The organism is Rubellimicrobium mesophilum DSM 19309 (assembly GCF_000600335.2).
Taxonomy (GTDB): domain Bacteria; phylum Pseudomonadota; class Alphaproteobacteria; order Rhodobacterales; family Rhodobacteraceae; genus Rubellimicrobium; species Rubellimicrobium mesophilum.
Genome location: NZ_KK088571.1, coordinates 107,602 through 127,871 on the forward strand (window position 1 = coordinate 107,602; position 20,270 = coordinate 127,871).

At 67.3% G+C, this 20,270-nt stretch carries 15 protein-coding genes and 2 pseudogenes; 7 read left to right on the forward strand and 10 right to left on the reverse strand.

What is annotated here, in order from left to right; all coding sequences use genetic code 11:
* Positions 1–24: 24 nt before the first annotated feature.
* Both RUMESO_RS11140 and RUMESO_RS11145 read left to right on the forward strand, forming a co-directional pair.
* Positions 25–1,101: a glycosyltransferase family 2 protein gene (locus RUMESO_RS11140; protein WP_051521249.1), complete on the forward strand. Its 1,077-nt coding sequence runs from the start codon at positions 25–27 to the stop codon at positions 1,099–1,101.
* A 274-nt stretch (positions 1,102–1,375) separates the two neighbouring features.
* Entirely contained in the window at positions 1,376–2,836 is a 1,461-nt protein-coding gene (locus tag RUMESO_RS11145; protein WP_156362902.1) for a hypothetical protein, read from the forward strand.
* 164 nt (positions 2,837–3,000) lie between these two features.
* Here RUMESO_RS11145 and RUMESO_RS11150 read toward each other — a convergent pair whose 3' ends face one another.
* Complete coding sequence (locus RUMESO_RS11150) at positions 3,001–4,446, reverse strand: NAD(P)/FAD-dependent oxidoreductase (RefSeq protein ID WP_245639237.1); 1,446 nt, start codon at positions 4,444–4,446, stop codon at positions 3,001–3,003.
* A 558-nt stretch (positions 4,447–5,004) separates the two neighbouring features.
* A pseudogene (locus RUMESO_RS11155) lies at positions 5,005–5,987 on the reverse strand (UDP-glucuronic acid decarboxylase family protein).
* A 1,094-nt stretch (positions 5,988–7,081) separates the two neighbouring features.
* Here RUMESO_RS11155 and RUMESO_RS11160 point away from each other — a divergent pair.
* Positions 7,082–7,732 carry a sugar transferase gene (locus RUMESO_RS11160; protein WP_245639238.1) on the forward strand — a complete coding sequence of 217 codons (651 nt, stop codon included), beginning with the start codon at positions 7,082–7,084 and terminating at the stop codon, positions 7,730–7,732.
* A gap of 277 nt (positions 7,733–8,009) precedes the next feature.
* The gene (locus tag RUMESO_RS11165; protein ID WP_037280229.1) at positions 8,010–9,236 is read left to right on the forward strand and encodes an Hsp70 family protein; all 1,227 of its coding nucleotides are present in this window, start codon (positions 8,010–8,012) and stop codon (positions 9,234–9,236) included.
* A gap of 7 nt (positions 9,237–9,243) precedes the next feature.
* Here RUMESO_RS11165 and RUMESO_RS11170 read toward each other — a convergent pair whose 3' ends face one another.
* The 3 genes and pseudogenes from RUMESO_RS11170 to RUMESO_RS28530 all read right to left on the reverse strand — a co-directional run bounded on the left by RUMESO_RS11170 (position 9,244) and on the right by RUMESO_RS28530 (position 12,446).
* Positions 9,244–10,389: an NADH:flavin oxidoreductase/NADH oxidase gene (locus RUMESO_RS11170; RefSeq protein WP_037280230.1), complete on the reverse strand. Its 1,146-nt coding sequence runs from the start codon at positions 10,387–10,389 to the stop codon at positions 9,244–9,246.
* 184 nt (positions 10,390–10,573) lie between these two features.
* Positions 10,574–11,272, reverse strand: coding sequence for an MFS transporter (locus RUMESO_RS27155; RefSeq protein ID WP_051521250.1), 699 nt, complete (start codon positions 11,270–11,272; stop codon positions 10,574–10,576).
* Positions 11,269–12,446: pseudogene (locus RUMESO_RS28530) on the reverse strand (MFS transporter). The gene RUMESO_RS27155 and the pseudogene RUMESO_RS28530 overlap by 4 nt, the downstream one beginning before the upstream one ends.
* A gap of 228 nt (positions 12,447–12,674) precedes the next feature.
* Between RUMESO_RS28530 and RUMESO_RS11190 the strand changes: the two are divergent.
* On the forward strand, positions 12,675–13,481 hold the full coding sequence (locus RUMESO_RS11190) for an inositol monophosphatase family protein (protein ID WP_037280231.1): 807 nt from the start codon (positions 12,675–12,677) through the stop codon (positions 13,479–13,481).
* A 3-nt stretch (positions 13,482–13,484) separates the two neighbouring features.
* Here the strand turns inward: RUMESO_RS11190 and RUMESO_RS11195 are convergent, their stop codons facing one another.
* From RUMESO_RS11195 to RUMESO_RS27170, 4 genes are read right to left on the reverse strand one after another with little or no spacing between them, the layout of a single operon-like run.
* Complete coding sequence (locus RUMESO_RS11195; protein ID WP_037280232.1) at positions 13,485–14,315, reverse strand: glycerophosphodiester phosphodiesterase; 831 nt, start codon at positions 14,313–14,315, stop codon at positions 13,485–13,487.
* A gap of 5 nt (positions 14,316–14,320) precedes the next feature.
* Positions 14,321–15,358, reverse strand: coding sequence for an ABC transporter ATP-binding protein (locus tag RUMESO_RS11200; protein WP_037280233.1), 1,038 nt, complete (start codon positions 15,356–15,358; stop codon positions 14,321–14,323).
* An 8-nt stretch (positions 15,359–15,366) separates the two neighbouring features.
* Complete coding sequence (locus RUMESO_RS11205) at positions 15,367–16,188, reverse strand: ABC transporter permease (RefSeq protein ID WP_037280234.1); 822 nt, start codon at positions 16,186–16,188, stop codon at positions 15,367–15,369.
* Positions 16,185–18,203: an extracellular solute-binding protein gene (locus RUMESO_RS27170; RefSeq protein ID WP_245639239.1), complete on the reverse strand. Its 2,019-nt coding sequence runs from the start codon at positions 18,201–18,203 to the stop codon at positions 16,185–16,187. Before RUMESO_RS27170 ends, RUMESO_RS11205 begins: the two co-directional genes overlap by 4 nt.
* A gap of 475 nt (positions 18,204–18,678) precedes the next feature.
* Between RUMESO_RS27170 and RUMESO_RS11220 the strand changes: the two genes are divergently transcribed.
* Positions 18,679–19,083, forward strand: coding sequence for a DUF2934 domain-containing protein (locus RUMESO_RS11220; RefSeq protein ID WP_051521254.1), 405 nt, complete (start codon positions 18,679–18,681; stop codon positions 19,081–19,083).
* Between the two features lie 75 nt (positions 19,084–19,158).
* Here the strand turns inward: RUMESO_RS11220 and RUMESO_RS11225 are convergent, their stop codons facing one another.
* Complete coding sequence (locus tag RUMESO_RS11225; RefSeq protein WP_037280236.1) at positions 19,159–19,461, reverse strand: hypothetical protein; 303 nt, start codon at positions 19,459–19,461, stop codon at positions 19,159–19,161.
* A gap of 105 nt (positions 19,462–19,566) precedes the next feature.
* Between RUMESO_RS11225 and RUMESO_RS11230 the strand changes: the two genes are divergently transcribed.
* On the forward strand, positions 19,567–20,124 hold the full coding sequence (locus RUMESO_RS11230) for a TetR-like C-terminal domain-containing protein (protein WP_245639240.1): 558 nt from the start codon (positions 19,567–19,569) through the stop codon (positions 20,122–20,124).
* Positions 20,125–20,270: the final 146 nt, after the last annotated feature.

Sequence of the window (20,270 nt, forward strand, 5' to 3'; positions counted from 1 at the left end):
GGGTTGCGCCCAGGGAGAACGGGGATGAGCAGTGCAAGCGACGCGGACGACGGCTCGCCCGACATGGGTCCGTCCTTTGCCGTCGTCGTTCCAGCTCATCAGGCCGCTGATCAGATCGGGCGCTGCATCTCCGCCCTGCGGGCGAGCGGTTTCCTCGATCAGGAGATCCTCGTCGTGGACGATGGCTCCCTCGATGGAACCAGCGAGGTGGCGACCTCGTGCGGCATACGCGTGATCCGCCACGAGCGGCCGCAACGTCCAGCCTTGGCGCGCAACGCGGGGGCGGAGGCGACCGCCTCCGAAATCCTCGTGTTCGTGGACGCGGATGTTCTCGTGCATCCGGGGGCCCGTGATCGGCTCGAGGCATTCTTTCGAACCTCCCAAGATCATGCCGCGATCTTCGGGTCCTACGATGACGCCCCCGAAAGCCGGCGGCCCGTCAGTCGCTACCGCAATCTCCTGCACCACTATGTGCACCAGACCAGCCGGCCAGAGGCGAACACTTTCTGGACGGGTTTCGGCGCAGTCCGGCGGTCCGCCTTCGAGGCTGCAGGCGGCTTCGATCCGGTTTGGGAAGCCATCGAGGATGTGGAACTCGGGCTTCGGCTCAGGGCTGCCGGCGGCCGGATCCGACTCGACCGGACGCTCTTGTGCAAGCATCTGAAGGACTGGACCTTGGTTTCCATGTTCCGGACGGACTGGAAGGGCCGAGCGGTGCCTTGGACGCAACTTCTCAGGCAGCGCAGGACGGAGGCGGGCGACTTGAACCTCTCCCGCGCGCATCGGGTGAGCGGGCTCCTGACGCTCCTTCTACCCTTCTGCCTTCTCGCGGGTCTGGCGGCCCCTTCGGCTCTTTGGCTGCTCCCAGCTTGTCTCGGTGGGTTCGTCGCTGTGAATGCGCGCTTTCTGACGTTCCTCGGGATGTCCGGAGGACCCGGTTTCGCGCTGAGGAGCATCGGCTACCACCTCGCGCATTATGCGGCGGCCGACCTCGGCTACGTTCAAGGACAGCTCCAAGGGCGGCGCCGGGGCGGGGTTGATCAAGGGGTCAGGCTCGGCGCGCCCGCTTCCATTCGTCGCGTCGATGCCTCCAAGGAATGAGGGACGGTCGAGGAACAGTGCCGACCCTTGGGACCGGCCAAGACGTCGAAGCCCTCGGCGCAGGGTCGCTGCACTGAGATTGACGACCGTCCGAGCCTCAAGCAAAGTCGCACCTGCACCTCCCACGACGAAGGTATGCACGAGTGAGCTCCCCAGCCTTGGCTCGATCGAGCTCGTCCTTGTGGGCTTCATATGACTCAGTCGAGGGTCGGACTGTCCTGCCGCATGATCCGCGATGCGGGCAGGACCGTGGAGATCTGGTGCGGTGTGAGCCGTGACTGGCCCTGCTCCCCTTCTGTCCTTTCGGGGTGCCCTGCTCGCGTTTGGTCTGGCGCTGGCGCTGACCTGGCCCATGCTGGCGACTGGCGGCTATCTCGTCTTCACGGATACCCTGTCCTACATCAGCGGCGGGGACATCATCTGGCGGATGGGCCGGCATCTCCTTCGTTCGCTCATGGGGATCAGGGAGGCTGTCGGCGAATCGGCGCAGAGCATGGTCAACGACAAGGGCGAGCCCTATGTCGTCCGTTCCTTCGCCTACTCGCTGTTCACCCTGGTTGCCGGAGCCTCGATCTGGCCGGCGGGATTCGCGATCCTGCAGACGGCGGCGACGCTCTGGGCGTCCTTCGCGCTGATCGGTCCCGAGGCGATCACCCGGCCCGGGAGGCTCGTGCTCACGTTCCTGTACCTTGCGACCGCTTCGACGCTCCCGTGGTTCGCTGTCTATCTGATGCCGGACCTGCTGGCCGCAGCGATCGTCATCTACGCCGCGATCCTGGTTCGGCGCTTCGATGACCTGAGGACCTGGCAGCAGATCGCCTTGGGAGCGATCGCCTCCTTCGCCATCATCGCGCACTACGGGCATGTTCCACTGGCCGTCGGGCTGTTTGGTTTCGTCCTGATCTGGAGGGGTGTCGGGCGACGCCTGACCCGACGCGTGATCCTCGCTGGGCTCATACCCATTCTCTTCTCGCCGCTCGCGAACCTGAGCGCCAGCAGCCTGGTCCTCGACACCCCGAGCACGACCCCGCTGCGCTTGCCTGTCCTGCTGGCGCGCTCCATCGCCGACGGGCCCGCGCGCTGGTATCTCGAGGAGGCCTGCCCGGATGCCGCGCTCGTCATGTGTGAGGTCTATGGCAAGGACATTCCCGATATCGGGGAGTTCCTGTGGGGCGATAGTGGCATCAGCTCGCTCACGCCCGAGCAACTCGAAGGGATTCGGGCCGAGGAATCCACGATCCTCCTGAGCGCCTTTCGTCGGTATCCTCTCGAGCAGACCGAGTCGCTGCTGGGCAATTCGGCTCGTCAGATCGTGAGCGTCGGCACGGACCAGATCAGCGTGGCAACCTGGGACGAGCAAGGCGACCTGATCTTTGCCGAGCCCGGCGCACAGGGCCTCCGCATCGTCGAGGCGTTCGACCCTGTCACGGTGGTTGGAACCTGGGCGGCCGCTGCGGTCATCCTGCTGCTCTGGGCCATGGGGCGGCTGGGCCGTCATGAGCTGGAGCTCCTCGCGATCGTGGTCGTGGGGCTCCTCATCAATGCGGCGATCTTCGGCGGCCTGTCGGCGCCTGTCGATCGTTATCAGTCCCGGGTCATATGGCTTATCCCTGCGCTCGCCGGCCTCTTTCTCACGACCAGCAATAGGGTCCGCCAACTGCACAAGTCAGGTGCAACTCTGCGTGGACGACGAAGCGACGACTTGACGGAATGGCCACGAGTCCAAGATCGCTGACCCAGGTTCCTGAGGTGTGCTGCAGGGGATCCATGTCCTGACACCCTCGTGAGCCGGGTCTGCCGCCCCGACCGGGGCTCCCGCCCGTGCCGCTCGCGGGGCGCTCGAACGCTGTGGCCGGGGTTCGGATGCGGCGCGCTGCCTGGTTCGGGAGTCGGCTCGGATCAGACGGTTTGCACTCGTCGGCCCGACTCGACCTTCTTCGTCTCGAACTCCTCATGGTAGGATCGCTCGACATTGACCGTCCAGAGATCGTTCTCCTCTCCCAAGATGTTCCTCACCGCGAGCATGGCCGTCAGCATGGAGTGGTCTTGGTTGTTGTAGCGATGAAGACCATTTCGTCCCGCTGTCTGGAAGTTCCGAAGCGTCTGCAGCCAGGTTCGTATGACCTCGACGGCGTCCCGGTATTCCGCATCGTAGACGGGGTAAGCCTTTTCCTGCCGGATCACCGCGAAGCCGGTGATTCTCGCGGCGTCGGCCAGACCCAGCTTCTCGATTTCGCTCGCGGCAAGGCCGCGCAGTTCTTCGTCGGGCATGGACCAGAGACGGTCGCCCTTGTTGACGAAATATTCCATGCCGATCGAGGCCGTGCTCTCATCGGCGACCATGTCGCGCGACCAGGCCCGAAAGTTCTGGATGCGTCCGACCAGCACCTCGGGCGAGTGAATGTAGATCCAGTTGTCCGGAAACGGGTCGACTTGATCGAGCTGCAGCGCGACGATGAGGAAGTCACGGTAGCGCAGCCGCTGGGCCGCATCCCTCACCTCGTCCGGGGGCGGAGGATCGAAGGCCTCGATCAGGTCGCGCAGGGCCATCGAGTTGATGAACTGGTCCCCCTCGACCAGTTCCTCCGACGCAGGCTGCCCGTCGACCGAATCCTTCCCGATCCCTACCGCAATGACCCGATCCTCCGACCACAGCACCCGTGTGACATTGGCGCCAAGACGAACCTCGCCACCACGTCCGATGACGCTGTCGCGCACGCGCTCCCACATCATGCCAGGGCCGAGCCGAGGATACTGGAACCTCTCGATCAAGCTGGTCGCATCGGTGCCGCCGAACACGGAATTCCGGATGACCTTCATCAGCGAAAGGCTCTTGATGCGCTGCGCTGCCCAGTCAGCCTGGATTCGTCTCGGCGAAATGCCCCAGACCTTCTCCGTATAGGCCCGGAAGAAGTGCATGTAGAGCCGACCGCCGAAACGATTGATCGTCCATTCCTCGAAGTTGGTTTCCTTCGGGTGAGGCCAGATCTGCCACTTGAGATAGGAAATCAGGATCCGCCCAGCCTCGTAGAGGCCGATGTTCCACAGGGCATTCAGTACTTTGAGTGGATAGGCGTAGAACCGGCCGCGATAGTAGATGCGGCTCATCCGTGACACGGTGATGAAATCGGCGCCCAACACCTCGTGCCACATGGCCTCGACCTCCGGCACCTTGGTGAAGAACCGATGTCCACCGATGTCGAAGCGGTAGCCGTCCCTCTCCTCCGTCCGGGATATGCCCCCCACCATCCGAGAGGCTTCGAGCACGACCGGATGGGACCGAGGTGCCCGCCTCTGCAGTTCGTAGGCCGCCGTCAAGCCCGCCGGCCCGGCGCCGATGATCACGACCCGATCTGCGCCCATAACATTCCCAACAACCTCACCCCATCCCTTGGGACAACTAAAGCACAGAACGGATTTGCTGCGCAAATCGTATCGGCTGCCAACCATTGGGTGGGCGGGCGAGGTCGGCCTGGACATCGAACAACCTCTACAACCCTAAGGTGACAGTTGTCGACAGGTCGAGGGTCGCAGGTTGCGAGTCCATGGACGAAGATGAAAATCCGCACGGGGCAGTCATGTCTCCAACTGGTGGCGAGCCGCGCCTCGTTTCCGGAGCTTCCGAGCCCAGAGACACATCGGCTCCGTCTCATCATGTGGCGCAATACGGCTCGGGCGCCTGACGGTCAAAACTCAGGGGGCAGTGTCGGGGGGCGCGGTTCACGTCGCTTCGCGCGCTGGGAAACCATCCATCATGCCTCGGCAAGGCTCTCGCCAGGAGCGGCCTCATGTCGTCACTGAACTCCCGTCGTGCGCAGCGCCCGATCCGTTCGCCGCCCTCCTTCGGACCCCTGCAAGCGGCGGGTCTCCCGGCCGCTCAAATCGTCCGGCGCGACCAGTCGCCTAGGCCGTGGCGGTCAAGGAGTCCAACTCTCCCAACCGCTCCCGAAGTGCAGGGATGGTTCGGACAAGCCCCTCGTCCAGGGGCACCAGGGGTGTCCAGCCAAGAATTTCACGGGCAAGGGAGATGTCGGGGCGACGCTGCTTGGGGTCGTCGATCGGCAGCGGCCGTCGCTCTAGCCGGGACGTGCTGCCCGTGAAGGCCAGTACCTTCTCGGCCAGCTCCCGGATCGTGAACTCTCCCGGGTTGCCGATGTTGATCGGTCCGGTGACGTCGGGCCCTGTCGCCATCAGCCTCATCAGCCCCTCCACCAGGTCGTCCACGAAGCAGAAGGAGCGCGTCTGGCTGCCTTCTCCGAAGATGGTGAGCGGCTCCCCGCGAAGGGCCTGAACGATGAAGTTGGATACGACGCGCCCATCGGCATGGTGCATCCTCGGCCCATATGTGTTGAAGATGCGGGCCACCTTGATCTCCACCTTGTGCTGGCGGTGATAGTCGAAGAACAGGGTCTCCGCGCAGCGCTTGCCTTCGTCGTAGCAGGAGCGGGGCCGATCGGGTTGACGTGGCCCCAGTAGCCCTCGCGTTGCGGGTGGACGCTGGGATCGCCGTAAACCTCGGAGGTCGAGGCCTGGAGCACCTTGCATTTCAGGCGCTTCGCCAGCCCCAGCATGTTGATCGCTCCATGGACCGAGGTCTTGGTCGTCTGGACGGGGTCGTGCTGGTAGTGAATGGGAGAGGCCGGGCAGGCCAGGTTGTAGATCTCGTCCACCTCGACGAAGAGCGGAAACGTCACGTCGTGGCGCAGGAACTCGAAGCGCGGATGAGTGTGCAGGTGCTCGATGTTGCGTTTCGTTCCTGTAAACAGATTGTCCACGCAAATGACCTCATGCCCCTGGGAAAGGAGCCTGTCGATGAGGTGGGAGCCGATGAAGCCGGCGCCTCCGGTCACCAGTATGCGCTTGCGGCTGTCGTAAAGTCTTGCCAACCGAGTTGCCTTTCAAAACTTGGGCGATCATCACGAATCGCCTTGTTTCACGTCCTCCGGGTCGATGCCGCCGCTGACGTCAGACTCCCTCGGATTTGCCAACGATCCATGATCCGGTCAGACAACTCGGTTCGGCGGATCACCATTCCTCAGGCGCTCGGTTGCGACCACCCGCTCAAGTCCCCTCATGGACTCCCTTGATAGGTCTCATTCCGAGATAGTTTTTCAGATACATCGATCGCATTGGTGTTGTTGGAGTGGACGCTATCATGGGACCAGAGACCCGATGAAGCCCGAGACGCCTGAATTGCTGCTGGGATGTGGCCTTGGACGACGTGACGAGGCCGGGTGATCGTGTGCAGGCAGGATCGAGGCCTGGCCGAAAGTGAGCGGGAGCTTGGGATCTCGTGCGGCATCCCTGGCAGGCATCAAGGTAATCGACACACAAGCGCGCTTGATCCACGACAGGGTGCTGGTGTCCCTCCGAGCCTACGAGGCGCCCGGCAGGGCGAGGTACCTGCAAGCGAGGACTCCGTTGGTGCCAGGAGGAGGAGCAGTGAGAGCTTGGTCGCCATGACGCCGTCGGTCTCCGAGGCCATCCCGATGCGCGTCGGGCACCGCGCGGCCGAAGGAGGTCATACGGAGCAGGGCTGCCTGTCAGAGGTGCCCAAGGTCACCCTGGCCGGCAGGCGTGTCGAGGGCAGGCTGGGGCTGGCCGCCGATGGGAAGAAGATCGCGGCTGGGCGGCCGCGATATTCGCACTACGATTGTCGCGGACCACTCTGGGCGGCTGGTCTCAAGGGGAGTACAAGCCGCCCAGGGCGACTCAGGGAAGACAGCGATCAGGTGTTGCAATGACTAATCAGTCGTTGATTTCCGCACCTGCATTGTGGCAAAATTACGACGGAAGACTGCGAAGGGGGTGCCTCTTCGCGGGCATGGTTGTTCTATGAACTTGGCTCAGAGAAGATCTGAGCCTTTAAAAGTTGTTTTCTGTGATCTGAGACAGGAGGTGCCAAGTGTCGGCCAATATTGAGGCGAGCTCGGAACCTGACGTCGGACCTTCGCTGGAGTCGAGTCAAGGACAAGCTCTCTTGGGCCGGCTCTCCGGTGCCTCGGCCAAGGCCGCGCTCTGGCCTTTGGAATACCGGGGGCTTCCGAAGCGCATTCTCGATGTCGCAGCCGTTTTGATGTGTGCCCCTTTCGTTCTACCCATCATCGGGTTGCTGGCGATCATCATTTCGTTCGATGGGGGGCGCCCATTTTATTGTCAGGCGCGCGTGGGCCGCAACGGGCGCCAGTTCATGTGCTGGAAGCTGCGATCGATGTGCCACGACTCCCACGCGGCGCTGGCGGCCTATCTGGCCGCGGACCCCCAGGCTCAACGCGAGTGGGAGACGACCCAGAAGCTCAAGGACGACCCGCGCGTCACGCGGATCGGCCGGATCCTGCGCAAGTCATCGCTGGATGAACTCCCACAACTCTGGAACGTCCTGATCGGTGACATGAGCCTCGTCGGCCCCAGGCCGATGATGCCTGACCAGTGCGTGTTCTATAAGGGCGTGAGTTACTATGCCCTTCGCCCCGGAATCACGGGGATGTGGCAGGTCTATGGACGAAACGAGACCGCCTTCGCCGATCGGGCGGTGTTCGACGACGCCTACGAGCGTGAGCTTTCGTTCATGACCGATCTCAAGCTCGTGGCTGCGACGATAAAGGTAGTCCTCAGAGGCACGGGCTACTGAGCTGGATCGAGGCTCATCCCTGCTCCGCTTGGTCCTTTGATGGCAGGTCGCTCTGAAAGCTGACCAAGCCATCCGCCTCAGCCTCATCCGACTGCCTTGACATGGAGTGCCGGCCGCTAGGTTCGACGGGCTCGTAGGCGCCGGGAGTCGCTGCGGCGGTCGCCTCCCGTCCTTGCGCATCGGACGGCGTTCCGAGGAGTGATGGCCTTCAGTGCGCGGTTGACCCGAGGTGGCCGTCCGGGATAGGGGCATCGCCCTCTGAGCGGGGGAGGAGCCCATGGCGCGCTGGTTGGGCGTGGATTTCGGAACGTCGAACACCTCAGCGGCGGTCCTGGAGAACGGCCGGCCCCGGCTGATCGAGCTGGAGCCCGGACGCGTCTCGGTGCCGACGGCGGTCTTCCTCGACTACGGATCCAAGCGAATGCTGTTCGGCACCGCGGCGGTGGAGGCCTTGGTCGGCGGCCGCGAGGGACGGTTCCTGCGGGCGCTGAAGCGGGTCCTCGGCACGCCGCTGATGCGCGAGAGGCGGCAGCTTCTGAGTCGGCGGATGACGCTGGTCGAACTGGTGGGCGAGGTGCTGGCCCGGGTTCGGACGCGAGCCGAGGATGACGCGGGCGAACGTTTGGACCGGGTCGTCGCAGGGCGGCCCGTGGTCTTCCACGCCGAGCACGAACGGGATGTCCAGGCGGCGGTGGACCTCGAGGAGGCCTACCGGATCGCCGGGTTCGAGGAGGTGGCCTGGCTCACCGAGCCGGAAGCGGCGGCGCGCGCCTGCGGGGTGCGCGACGGCCTCGGGATCGTGGTGGACATAGGAGGCGGGACCTCGGACTTCGCGGTCTTTGCGGCGGAGGCCGGACGGACCCGCGTGCTCGCGAGCGAGGGCGTGCGGGTGGGCGGCACGGACGCCGACAAGGCGTTGAGCCTAGCCCATGCGATGCCGCTCCTTGGGATGGGGACGCGGCTGAAGGCCCAGATCGGGAGCGCCATGCACGAGGTGCCGGTCGCACCCTTCCACGACCTCGCGACCTGGGAGCGGATCGGATTTCTCCAGACCCCCGAAATGACCCGCGAGGCCGCACGGATGTGGCGGCTGGCCGAGCGGCCCGAGCGGATAGGCCGGCTCCAGACGGTGCTGGAGTCGGGCTTGGGCTTCGACCTCGCCTTTGCGGTCGAGGAGGGCAAGATCGCGGCCAATGGGGGCATGGGCCGGATCGACTTGGCGGTGATAGAGCCGGGGCTCGGCGCGCCGCTGGACGCCGAGCGTCTCGCACGGGACCTGGGGCCGCTCACGGAGGCGATCGCCGCGGGAGCGCTGAGGGCCACGAAGCACGCCGGGGTCGCGCCGGAGGCTGTCACCCATGTGGTTCATGTGGGCGGTTCGAGCCTTCTCGACCCGATTCGCCGTGCGATGGCCGACCTGTTCCCCCGCGCTCGGCCCGTGGAGACGGCTGCCTTCACCGCCGTGGCCGAGGGGTTGGCGCTGGCGGCGGGAGAGCGGAGCTGACGAGAGGTCAGCCAGCCTTGGCGAAACCGCGGCGGTGGAGCGCCCGGTCCATGTTGCGCACCGCATAGCCCGAGGGCAGCGGCCAGTCGGCATAGGCGTCCTCTCTGGTCGCAAGCTCGTGCCGGGCGTGAAGCGGCCAGTTCGGGTCATCGAGCGCGGCCCGACCCAGGGCAACGAGGTCGGCCGAGCCTTCGGCCACCACGGCCTCAGCCTCCCCGGCATTGGTGACGAGACCCACCGCCATGGTGGGCAGGACGGCGCCTTCGCGAACGCCATGGGCGAGGGGCACCTGGTAGGATGGGCCCAAGGCGAACTGCCCGCCAGCGAAGCCGCCCGAGGAGCAGTCGATCAAGTCGGCGCCGATCTCCTTGAGCGCCCGGGCGTAGGCCACGCTATCCTCCAGGGTCCAGCCGCCCGGAATGCCGTCCTGGGCGGAAATGCGGACGAACATCGGCTTGTGGGCGGGCCAGGCCTCGCGGACGGCCTTGGCCACGGACAGCGGAAAGCGCATCCGGTTCTCGAGGCTGCCGCCCCACTCATCCTCGCGCTTGTTGGCGACGGGCGATAGGAACTGGTGGAGGAGGTAGCCATGCGCCGAATGGACCTCCACGAGATCGAAACCCGCTGTCTCGGCTCGGCGCGCCGCGGCTACGAAGGCGTCGCGCAAGGCGCTGAGTTCGGGCGCCGTCAGGGCATGAGGGACCTTGTAGTCCGGCGACTCGGGCGCATGCGAGACGGCGCTGGGTGATACGGGACGCCAGTCCTCGAAGCCGACCAGGGGCTTCTCCTCCTCGGTCTCGTCGAAGCCCTCGCGCCAGGGGACAGGGGAGGCGGCCTTGCGGCCCGCATGGGCGAGCTGGATGCCAGCGGCGGCGCCCTGCGCGTGAAGGACGTCCACGATGCGGGCAAGGGGGGCGGTCTGGTCGTCGCTCCAGAGGCCGAGGTCGGCGTAGGTGATACGCCCCTCGGGCGTGACGGCGGTCGCCTCGACGATCACGGTGCCGAAGCCGCCCAGCGCGAAGCGGCCGAGATGGACAAGGTGATAGTCGGTGGCAAGGCCGCCGCTGGCCGAGTACTGGCACATCGGGGTCACGACGAGGCGGTTGGAAACGGTCAGTCCACGGAGGCTGATGGGCGAGAAGAGAAGACTCACGGCGGATAGGTCCTGGCTAGTCCCGACACGCCCGGGACGGTTGCAGGAAGGGGAGGGCGACGATGGGTCAAGGCCGTGGCCTTGCGGTCATTGCAACCCAGGCTGACCGGTGCCGTATGGCTCGCACGGCAGGCAGCAAGTAGCAGGCGACCGGATGCCCGGCTCGCGGCCCGGGGAGGCCAGGCTACTCGCGAGCCGACACCATGCGGTTCACGAGGGGGACCTCCTCAAGAAGGAGCGAAAAGAGGAAGCCCAAGGCACCGAGCGCGGCCGCGATCCAGAAGATGGGTCGGAGAGCGTCCGCCACCTGCAGGCCGACGGTCGCGCGCATCTCCTCGGGCACGCCGGCCATCATCTGCGGGCCGATCTCGCCCGAGCCAAGCTCGATTCCACCCATTTGAGTCGCGAGCCGAGCGGCGAAGAGCGCGCCGAACGCCGCCACGGCGAGCGAGCCCCCGACCTGACGGAACAGAAGGCCGGCGGCGGTGGCGGTGCCCAGCACCTCGCGCGGGACGGCGTTCTGCACGGCGGTCGTGACCACCGGGAAGATGCAGCCCATGCCGAGGCCCACCAAGGCCAGGGAAACGCTGAACATCGGGACCGAGGTCGTGGGCTCGATCCGCGACAGGAGCAGCATCCCGGCCGTGAGGAAGCAGGTGCCGAAGATCGGAAGCCAGCGGTAGCGCCCGGTCCGGCCCATGTAGCGCCCCGAGACGGTCGAGGTCGCGAGGATGCCCGCCGTCATCGGGATCAGCATGAGCCCCGACTCGGTCGGCGAGGCGCCCTGCGCGATCTGGAGAAAGATCGGCAGGAAGGTGATCGACCCGAACATCGCCGCCCCGGCGATGAAGCCGATGGCGCTCGTGACCCAGAACACGTTCATGCGGAAGAGGCCGAGGGGATGATCGGCTCGGCCGCCCTCCGCTCGATGGCGAGGAAGGCGAGGCCCGAGGCCAAGGCCACCGCTGCGAGACCGAGGACCTGGGGCGAGGACCAGGGGAAGGTGCGACCTCCGAGGCTCGTCACCAGTGTGAGGGAGGCGAGGGCCAGCGACAACGTCGCCGCGCCCCACCAGTCGACCTCGTGGCTCACGCGCCGGCCGCTCGGCTGGAAGGACGCGAGGAAGCCCGCCATGGCGAGGCCGCCCACGGGAAGGTTGACGTAGAAGATCCAGTGCCAGCTCACTGCTTCCACGAACCAACCGCCGATCAGGGGGCCCAGGACCGACGAGACGCCGAAGACGGCGGCGAACACGCCCTGGATCTTGCCCCGGTCGCGCGGGGGATGACATCGCCGATGACCGAAAGCGCCAGGACGAAGAGCCCGCCGCCGCCGAGCCCCTGCAGCGCGCGGGCCAGGATCAGGAAGGTCATGCTGGTGGCCAGCCCGCAGAGCGCCGAGCCCAGTAGGAACAAGGCCACCGAGACCACGACCGTGTTCCGCCGACCATAGAGGTCGCCGAGCTTGCCGTAGAGCGGCGCGACGACCGTCGAGGACAGGATGTAGGCGGTGACGACCCAGCTCAGGTGGTCGAGGCCGCCGAGGTCGGCCACGATGGTCGGAAGCGCCGTCGAGACGATGCTCTGGTCCAACGCCGCGAGGAGCAGCAGGAGGCCGATCGAGACGATGACCAGCCTCACGTTCGACACGCGCGCGGCCTCGGGAACGGTGGACTGGGACGGGGAGGGCATGGAAGCTCCTGGAAGACGACCGGCAGGACACGAGGCGACGTGGCGAGGCAAGGCCCGGCCCGCGCCACCTTTACGCTTCTCCGAGCCCTGGTGACAGCACCCACTGGGGCAGGTCTGCCCAAGGTGGCGCGGGAGCCCGCTCCGGCCAGGGCGAGGCGTCACCTGGCGACGGGCGCCGACCTCGCCAGGGACCGGCACGGCTTCGCTCAAGCACAGGTCGAAGGGCCGACCCCATGCGGAGAGGAGGCCGAAGCCGTGGGCCGATTTGGGGAGGCGGGTCACCAAGGCCATCGAGCCCGACGTGGGCCGTCCGGTCAGGGGCGGGCCAAGGTTGGGGTCGATACCCTCTTTGGGCGACCCGCACATGACCTGGGCGGCGGGAACTCGTTGTCCGTCGTGGATCGGAGGCTCGCCGGGTGCAGGATGCCCTGTCCGGCTACGAAAGCCTGTCTATCCGGAGAACCCCGGCTGCCTGGCGGCTCGCACCTGAGGATGCTCGGATCGGACAGGCCGGCAGGCAAGTCATCGGGGGTGACTTCCCGTTCGGGTCGTAGGAGAACGTTCCGAACCCCCGGATGACGAGACGGATGCATCATGTCGACCTCCTACGATTCCGTCCTGGCTGACATGGTGGCGGCAGCCCGGGCGGCGGGCGACCTGACGCTCCGCCATTTCCGACGCTTCCGAGAGCTTGAGATCGGCATCAAGGGACCGGCCGACTTCGTCTCGGACGCCGACCGCGAATCGGAGCTCCTGATCCGCGAGCATCTGCTCCGTCGCTACCCGGACTGGAGCCTCACCGGCGAGGAGTTCCCGCCGGAGGAGCGGACGGGCGACCACCACTGGCTCGTCGATCCCATCGACGGCACGACGAACTTCATCAACGGGATGCCCTACACGATCTCCATCGCGCTGCGGCACCGGAGCGAGACGGTGGCCGGCGCACTCTATAATCCGGTCGCTGACGAGATGTTCACCGCGACCAAGGGCGGCGGCGCATGGCTGAACGGCGAGCGCCTCCGAGTCAGCGCACGCAGCGAGGTGGGGCTGATGGCGGTCGGGACGGGCCTGCCCACGCCGAATCTCCACAGCTTCGCGGGCTACTACGCCCGGCTGGAGCGCCTGCGCGCGCCCATCGGGGCGGTGCGGATCGTGGGAAGCTCCGCCAACTCCTGCGCCCATGTCGCCTGCGGGCGGCTGACCGGCTACTTCGAGGAGTCGGGCCTTGTGGACTGGGCCGTGGGGGTGCTCCTCGTGCAGGAAGCCGGGGGGATCGTCACGGACTGGTGGGGCCGGGGGCCCGAGGTCTACGAGAAGACCGGCATGGTGATCGTCGCCAACCCAGCCACCCACGCCTACCTCCTCGACCAACTCAAGGACGCGCCGCGCAAGGACCTCTGAGCATCAGGCCAGCGCCGCGCCGAGCCCCTCGGGATCGTCGGTGGTGATCTGGTCCACGCGCAGGTCCAGGAGCCGGCGCGCGGTCTCCACCCCTTCGGCGTCGGCCTGTCGGATCGTGTAGGCATCCACTCGCCGCCCGGCGGCCTGGAATGCGGCGACAAGATCAACGCCCTGATCCGAGGCGGCAAGGACCAGGCCGTGATGCAGGTAGATCATTTCGGCCTGCGGCGCGTCGGCCAATGCCCCTTCCACGAAGCTCGTGAAGTCACTCGTCTCGCGGAGACGCTCGATGGCGCCGAAGTGGCAGGGGTCGTGGCCGATCCGCAGGCCATCCACCCCCTCGGACAGGCGTCGCACGGCCTCGACGTCGCCGGAGGACAGGACGAAATGCCGTGCCACTGGGGCGACGATCCGGTGGAAGGCGGCGATCGTGCCGGCGTCGAGGACCTGATCCTCCTTGAAGTCGAGCTGGAGGAGGCCCTCGGGATGCGCGCCCTCGCAGGACATGAGCTCGCAGAGGTCCTCGATCAGCATGACCCGATCAGGGAGTGGCGCTCCGTCCGCACCTCGCAGGTGAAGGGCGCGGAGCGTGGCGGCCGAGGCGGCGCGGACCGGCCCGGTGCCGGTCGTGTCGCGGTCCAGCACGAGGTCATGGAGCACCGCGAAGCCGCCTTCGCCATGGACCACGAGGTCCACCTCGGCACTCGCACCGAGCCGCAGCCCCTCGACGATGCGGCGTCCCGTGAAGGGCGTGTCGCCGGCCCGCCGCCGGGCCCTGTGCCACTTCAGGAAGGTGCGACGCCCGTCGCGGGTCACCGAGATCGCGTCGGCCATGGGTCTCAGGTGCTCCGATGGACGGCGCGGCCGTCGCGGTAGAGGGCGAAGGCGCGGGGGATCGGCGCGACCGACTGGCCGGCGTGCCAGGCGCGCGCGTCGGGGACCATGGCCTTGAGCCGAAGCCCGTCGGCGAGGTCGACGTCCACGATCCCGTGGGCGCCGAAATCCGTCACCCTGTGGACCTGGGCGATGTTTCCGCCGGAGACCGGCACGATCTCCAGCGCCTCGGGACGGACCGCCAGGAGGGCCGGCCCGTCGCCGACGGGCATCGGCACCTCGATGCTCGGGTGGCGGAACGCGCCGCTCGACACCATGCCCTCGATCATGTTCATCGAGCCGATGAACCCGGCCACGAAGGGCGTCTCGGGCTTGCGATAGACGTCGTCCGGGGGGCCGATCTGCTCGGTGCGCCCATCCCGCATCACCACGATCCGATCCGCTAGGGCCAATGCCTCGTCCTGGCCGTGCGTCACGAAGAGCGTGGTGATCCCGAGACGCTGCTGAAGCTCGCGCACCTCCTCGCGCAGCCGCTCTCGCAGGTGCTGGTCGAGGCTCGCGAAGGGCTCGTCGAGGAGGAGGATCTTCGGCTCCAGCACCAGCGACCGGGCGAGGGCCACGCGCTGCTGCTGCCCGCCCGAGAGCTGGTGCGTCATGCGCTCGCCATAGCCCGCGAGACCCACCTGGTCGAGCGCGGCCTCCACCCGCCGTCGGATCTCCTCGCGCGGCAGGCGCCTCAGCTTGAGGCCGAAGGCGAGGTTCCGAAAGACGTTCATATGCGTCCAGAGCGCATGGCTCTGGAAGACCATGCCGGTCGGGCGCCGCTCCGGCGGGGTGCGGGTCACGTCCTCTCCGTCGATGGCGATGCTGCCCGAGGTCGGCGTCTCGAAGCCGCCGATCATGCGGAGGAGCGTCGACTTGCCCGAGCCCGAGGGGCCGAGCAGGCAGACGAGCTCCCCGTCGCGCACGGTGAGGTTGAAGCGCTCCACGGCGTTCAGGGCGCCGAAGGACTTGGTCACGTCGCGGATGTCGAGGACCGCCATGCCGCGCCTCAGGCCCCGAAGCCGCGGGCGAAGCTGCCCGAGCCGATGACACGTCGGGCGAAGATCAGGGCCACGAACGAAGGAATCCAAAGGATCACGGACAGAACGGCCCCATACTGAATCACCGGCTGGTTGTTGATGAAGGAGATCATGAGGACCGGCAGCGTGCGGATCGCCGGCGCGCCGATCAGCCAGGCCCCCTCGATCTCGTAGAAGGTGTTGACGAAGCTGAGGAGGACCGCCGCCGCGATGGTCGGCCCCGCCTGCGGCAGGGTGATCGACCAGAAGACCCGCAGCGGCGAGGCGCCCACGTCGCGCGCGGCCTCCTCCATGCGGCGGCTCACGGCCTGGAAGGCGGCCACCGGGATCCAGATCATGAAGAGCAACGTGCCGACGAGCTGGATCAGCACCACGCCCCAGAATGTGCCGATCAGGCCGAGGTTGAGGAAGATGCCGGCGATGGCGACGAGGAGGCCGAACTTGGGAAAGGCCTGTCCGGCGAGGAAGGAGAAGAACAGGACGTTGCGGCCGGGGAAGTCCATGCGGGCGAAGGCGTAGGCCGCAGGCAGGCAGATGGCCGAGGAGAGCAGCGTCACCGTGGTCGCGAGGCTCAGGCTCGTGGTGATGGAGGTCCAGACGTCGCGGCGCGCGAGCGTCGTATTCCAGTAGCGCAGCCCGAACTCCTGCGGGATCACCGCCGGGTAGCGCCAGACGTTGCTGAAGGCCCAGGTGCCCACGACCACGAGTGGGAAGACGATCACGAGGGTCAGGGCCACCGCGAAGGCAACCCCGGTCGGGTCGATGGGGGCGGAGCGGCGAGGCATGGTCATCGGCGCGCCCTGTCGCGCGCCACGGAGCGCACGTAGAACAGGCCGAACACGAGGCAGAAGCCGAAGGTGATGACGGCCTGCGTGATGGCGGTCGTGGGGTCGTTGAGGTCGCGGAAGGTGCGCTGCATGAACGGGCCCATCATCTCGGGCGAGGCGGGGCCGAGCACGTAGGGCAGCGTGAAGGCCGAGAAGATGCCGAGGACGGTGAAGCTGATCGCCACGAGGATCGAGTTGCCGATCCGGGGCAGGATGATGTGCCAGAGCACCGCGAAGCGCCGGGCGCCCACGTCCCGTGCGGCCTCGATGGAGGCGTCGGACACGGCTCCGAGCCCGGACAGCAGGATCAGTACGGTCAGGGGGATGTGGTCCCAGACGAGGCCGATGACCGGGCCCCAGGGGGTGAGGTAGGGCGACTGTATCTTGGGCAGGCCCACGGCGTTGAGGAGGATGTCCACGGTCCCGTTCGGGCCCAGCACCCGGATGATGGCGTAGCTCAGGATCACCGAAGGCACGAACATCGGGAAGATGGCGAGGCTCTGGACATAGGCCGCGAGGGGCCCCTTGGCAAAGCGCAGGTAGAGCGCGATGGGCAGGCAGACGATCAGCAGCAGCACCGCGCAGACTCCGGTGGTCCAGAGCGTGACGCCGAGGTTGCCCAGGCTGTAGGGGTCCGAGAAGAAACCCACGTAGGTCTCGACGGTGAAGCGCCGCCCGCCCTCGCCGTCCGGGAGGAACAGCGTCCGACCGATGGCGGAGAGGATCGGCCAGATGATGAGCCAGCCGACCAGGGCCACGGGCGGCGCGACGAGCAGGAGGCCGATCGACCTCCTGCTCGTCGCGGTCGGCGTGTCCGGTCGCGCCGTCACTCTTCGCGGGGCACGTTCGGGGCGACGTTCCGATACCAGCCGTCGTTGATCGCCACCTCCCAGTCGCCGCTCGGGAAGACGGGGATCGTCTCGGGGATCACGTCCGCATACTTCTCGCGCAGCTCCTGGCTCACGTAGTCCCAGGACACCCCCGGGGAAGCCGCCGAGCTCGGTCAGGACGGCGTTCTGGACTTCCTCGGTCAGGATGTAGTCGGCGAGCTTGAGCGCGGCGTCGCGGTTGACGCCGTTGGCGAGGACTACGCTGCGGGAGAAGCCGCCGGGGAGGCCGAGGTCGGTGAGCTGCACGAGACCCGTGGTCTCGGGCAGCACGCCCTGCTGGATCGCCTGGATCGCCTGGTCGGACCAGGCCGGGATCATGGTCACGGCGGACTGGCTGAGGAGCTGGATCGACTGGGTGTTGCCGGAGGTGTAGGCCCCCTCCTCGAACAGCGACGGCGCGAGGTCCGCGAGGATGTCCCAGGCCGGCTTCAGCGCGGCCTCGGCGGCCTCGGGCGAGTAGTTGTCCACGGTGAACTTGGACGGGTCCTTGCCGTTCGCCTCGTAGATGGCGCGGCGCACGAAGTTGCCGCCCGACCCGCCCTTGTCGGGACGGTTATAGATGAACTGGCCCGGGTTCGCCTTAATCCAGGCCACGAGGTCAGCGAAGGTCCGAGGCGCCTGCTCGGCCGGGAGCTTGGCCGTGTCGAAGGCCAGCAGGACCTGGCTCCCCCGGTAGGGCAGCGAATAGTCCGTGTCGATGGCCAGCGGGTTGATCTTGTCGTAGTTCGACAGACCCGCTTCCTTGATGTTGACGTACATGCCGGCTTCCATCGCGCCGGCGGGCAGCCGAGGGTCGAAGTTCTCAAAGAAGTCGGCCTGCGGGTCGGTGCCCGACGACAGCGCCGCCAGCGCGCGGTCGGCGATGCTGAGGTTGCCGGCGTTGTCCCCGGCGTCCACGAGGTTCAGCGTGATGCCCGGGTTGGCGGCCTCGAAGCCCGGCTGGACGAAGTTGGTCCAGAAGTCGAGCACGTTCTGGTCCGACGAGGTGTACCAGTCGATGGTGCCCTCGGCGGCGAGGACGCCCCGGGGCAGGAGCACCAGGCCAGCAGCGGTACCGCCGGCTGACAGCAGGAAGGCGCGTCGTCTCATCTTCTCTCTCCCTGGGTTTGGCGCGGAGCCCCGCACCATGGCTTCGTCCCGCTCGGGTTGTCGCACGCGACGCCCGGGGCACCGGGACGGACCGCCCCCGGCGGCGACCTGAGCCGCCCCGTCGGGGAGGCGACCGGCGCCCGGACGCAAGCTGCGTCGTTCATTTGGCTGGGCCTCCCTGGTCCGCGCGTTCAGCGCCGCGGTGCCTCGGGCGCCGTCTTCCTTTGCGGCACTCCGATCACGAGGAAACGATGAACACGTGCCGAACATGCGTCAAGAGGCTGGCCGGGCGCCATTCCCCCGCCGAAACCATGACCTTGCGGCACGAGCTGTCCGCAAGGCCCGACATGGGCGCCGCGGAGCGATCGCGGGCCCCTTGACGGCCGGTCATCGGGGGAGTGGAAGATCGCCTCGCTCCATCTACCTGAAATTCCATCGATGATAGGGTCACCGACGGGCCACGAGGAGAGCCACCATGATGCCGGAACTGGAGGACCTGATCCAGAAGCGCGCCCACGAGATCTGGGAGCAGGAGGGCCGGCCACATGGTCGGCACGAGGAGCACTGGAGGCAGGCCGCCGAGGAGGTCACGCGCGAGGTCGAGCGGATCAAGGCGGAGCATCAGGCCGACGATGGATCCGCCGCCCAGGCTGCCCCGAAGGGCCGCCAGCGCCGGGCCAAGGGTTCCGAAGAGGCTCCCGCGACCCGTGCGCGGCGGACCAGCCGGGCGGCGCCGGCCGAGGGGGCCGCCGGCACCGAGCCGGGTCAGGAGAAGGCGCCCGCCCGCAGGCGGGGCAAAGCCGCAGAGGGCCAGCCCGACACCGCTGCTCCGGCCCCTCGGACCACTCGTCGCCGAGCCTCCAAGGCTGAGGAGGCCTGAGGACACCAGCCGCCGCGATCACCTGCGCCGGACGCGGCCGGAGAGGCCCGCTTCAAGCGGCTGCGGATCGGCTCCTCAAGGTCGGAGGGCGTCCCTCAGTCGGGCGAGCTCGCCGTTGCGCGCGGACAGGGCACCCAGGACCAGGCCGATCTCGACCTCGAGGGCGGCGATGCCAGCGGCCGCCTCGCTGGCGAGCGCCGACTCGTCGTCCATGCCAGCGGCCTTCGCCCGGCTCGAGAGCCTCATGTGCTCGGCCTGAAGGATCCCCAGCCTGGCGCAGTCGCGTGGGGCCTGGGCTTCCACGAAGGCGAGCACCCGGCGAATGCCGGACGCATGGGCGCCTTCAGGCCGGGGCGCTGCCTGGCTCGTCAAGGACATCTCTTCCTCCCATAAACATGAACACCGTTCACGGAGATCAGATACCTTGCCAGTGAACGATGTTCAAGACATTTTGTGAACGATGTTCAAGTATGGGGGCCGATCATGGGGAGACGCGACGAGGGGCGCGAGGAGCTCCGCCTCAGGCTGCTCGAAACGGCCGAGCGGCACATCGCGGCGCAAGGGCTCGCAGGGCTCAAGGCGCGCGAGCTCACGGCCGAGGCCGGGGTGGCCCTGGGCTCGATCTACAACGCCTTCGAGAACCTGGACCTCCTCGTCGTGCACGTGAACGCCCGCACCCTCGCGCGGCTCGACGCGGCGCTTCGGGAGATGGCGCCGGACACCCTGGCTCCGGCCGAGCGGATGGTCGCGCTGGCCCGGGGTTATGTGCGGTTCGCCTTGGACAATCGCCGTCTCTGGGCGGCGCTCTTCGACCATCGCCTGCCGGAGCATGTGGCGGTGCCCGAATGGCACCGCGAGGCCCATGTCCGAATCCTCCAACTGATTGCGGGACCGCTGGCCAGGCTGCGGCCGGACCTGTCGGTCGAGCAGCTCGCCCTGCGGGCCCGCACGCTTTTCGCGGCCGTGCATGGCGTCGTCCACCTCTCCTCACCGGCCAGTTCGTCGGCACGCCCCGGGAGGTGCTCGAGGAGGAGGTCGTGACGCTGGTGGAATCGCTGGTGCGCGGGATTCCGGCGGGGCCCGGCACGGCGGCCTGAGGCGCGCACAGGCCCTGTGCGCGTGCTGCATTGCGGCGAAGGCACGAGGCGCTATCTGGGGCCGCGTTCACATCGGCCCTATCGGCCCCT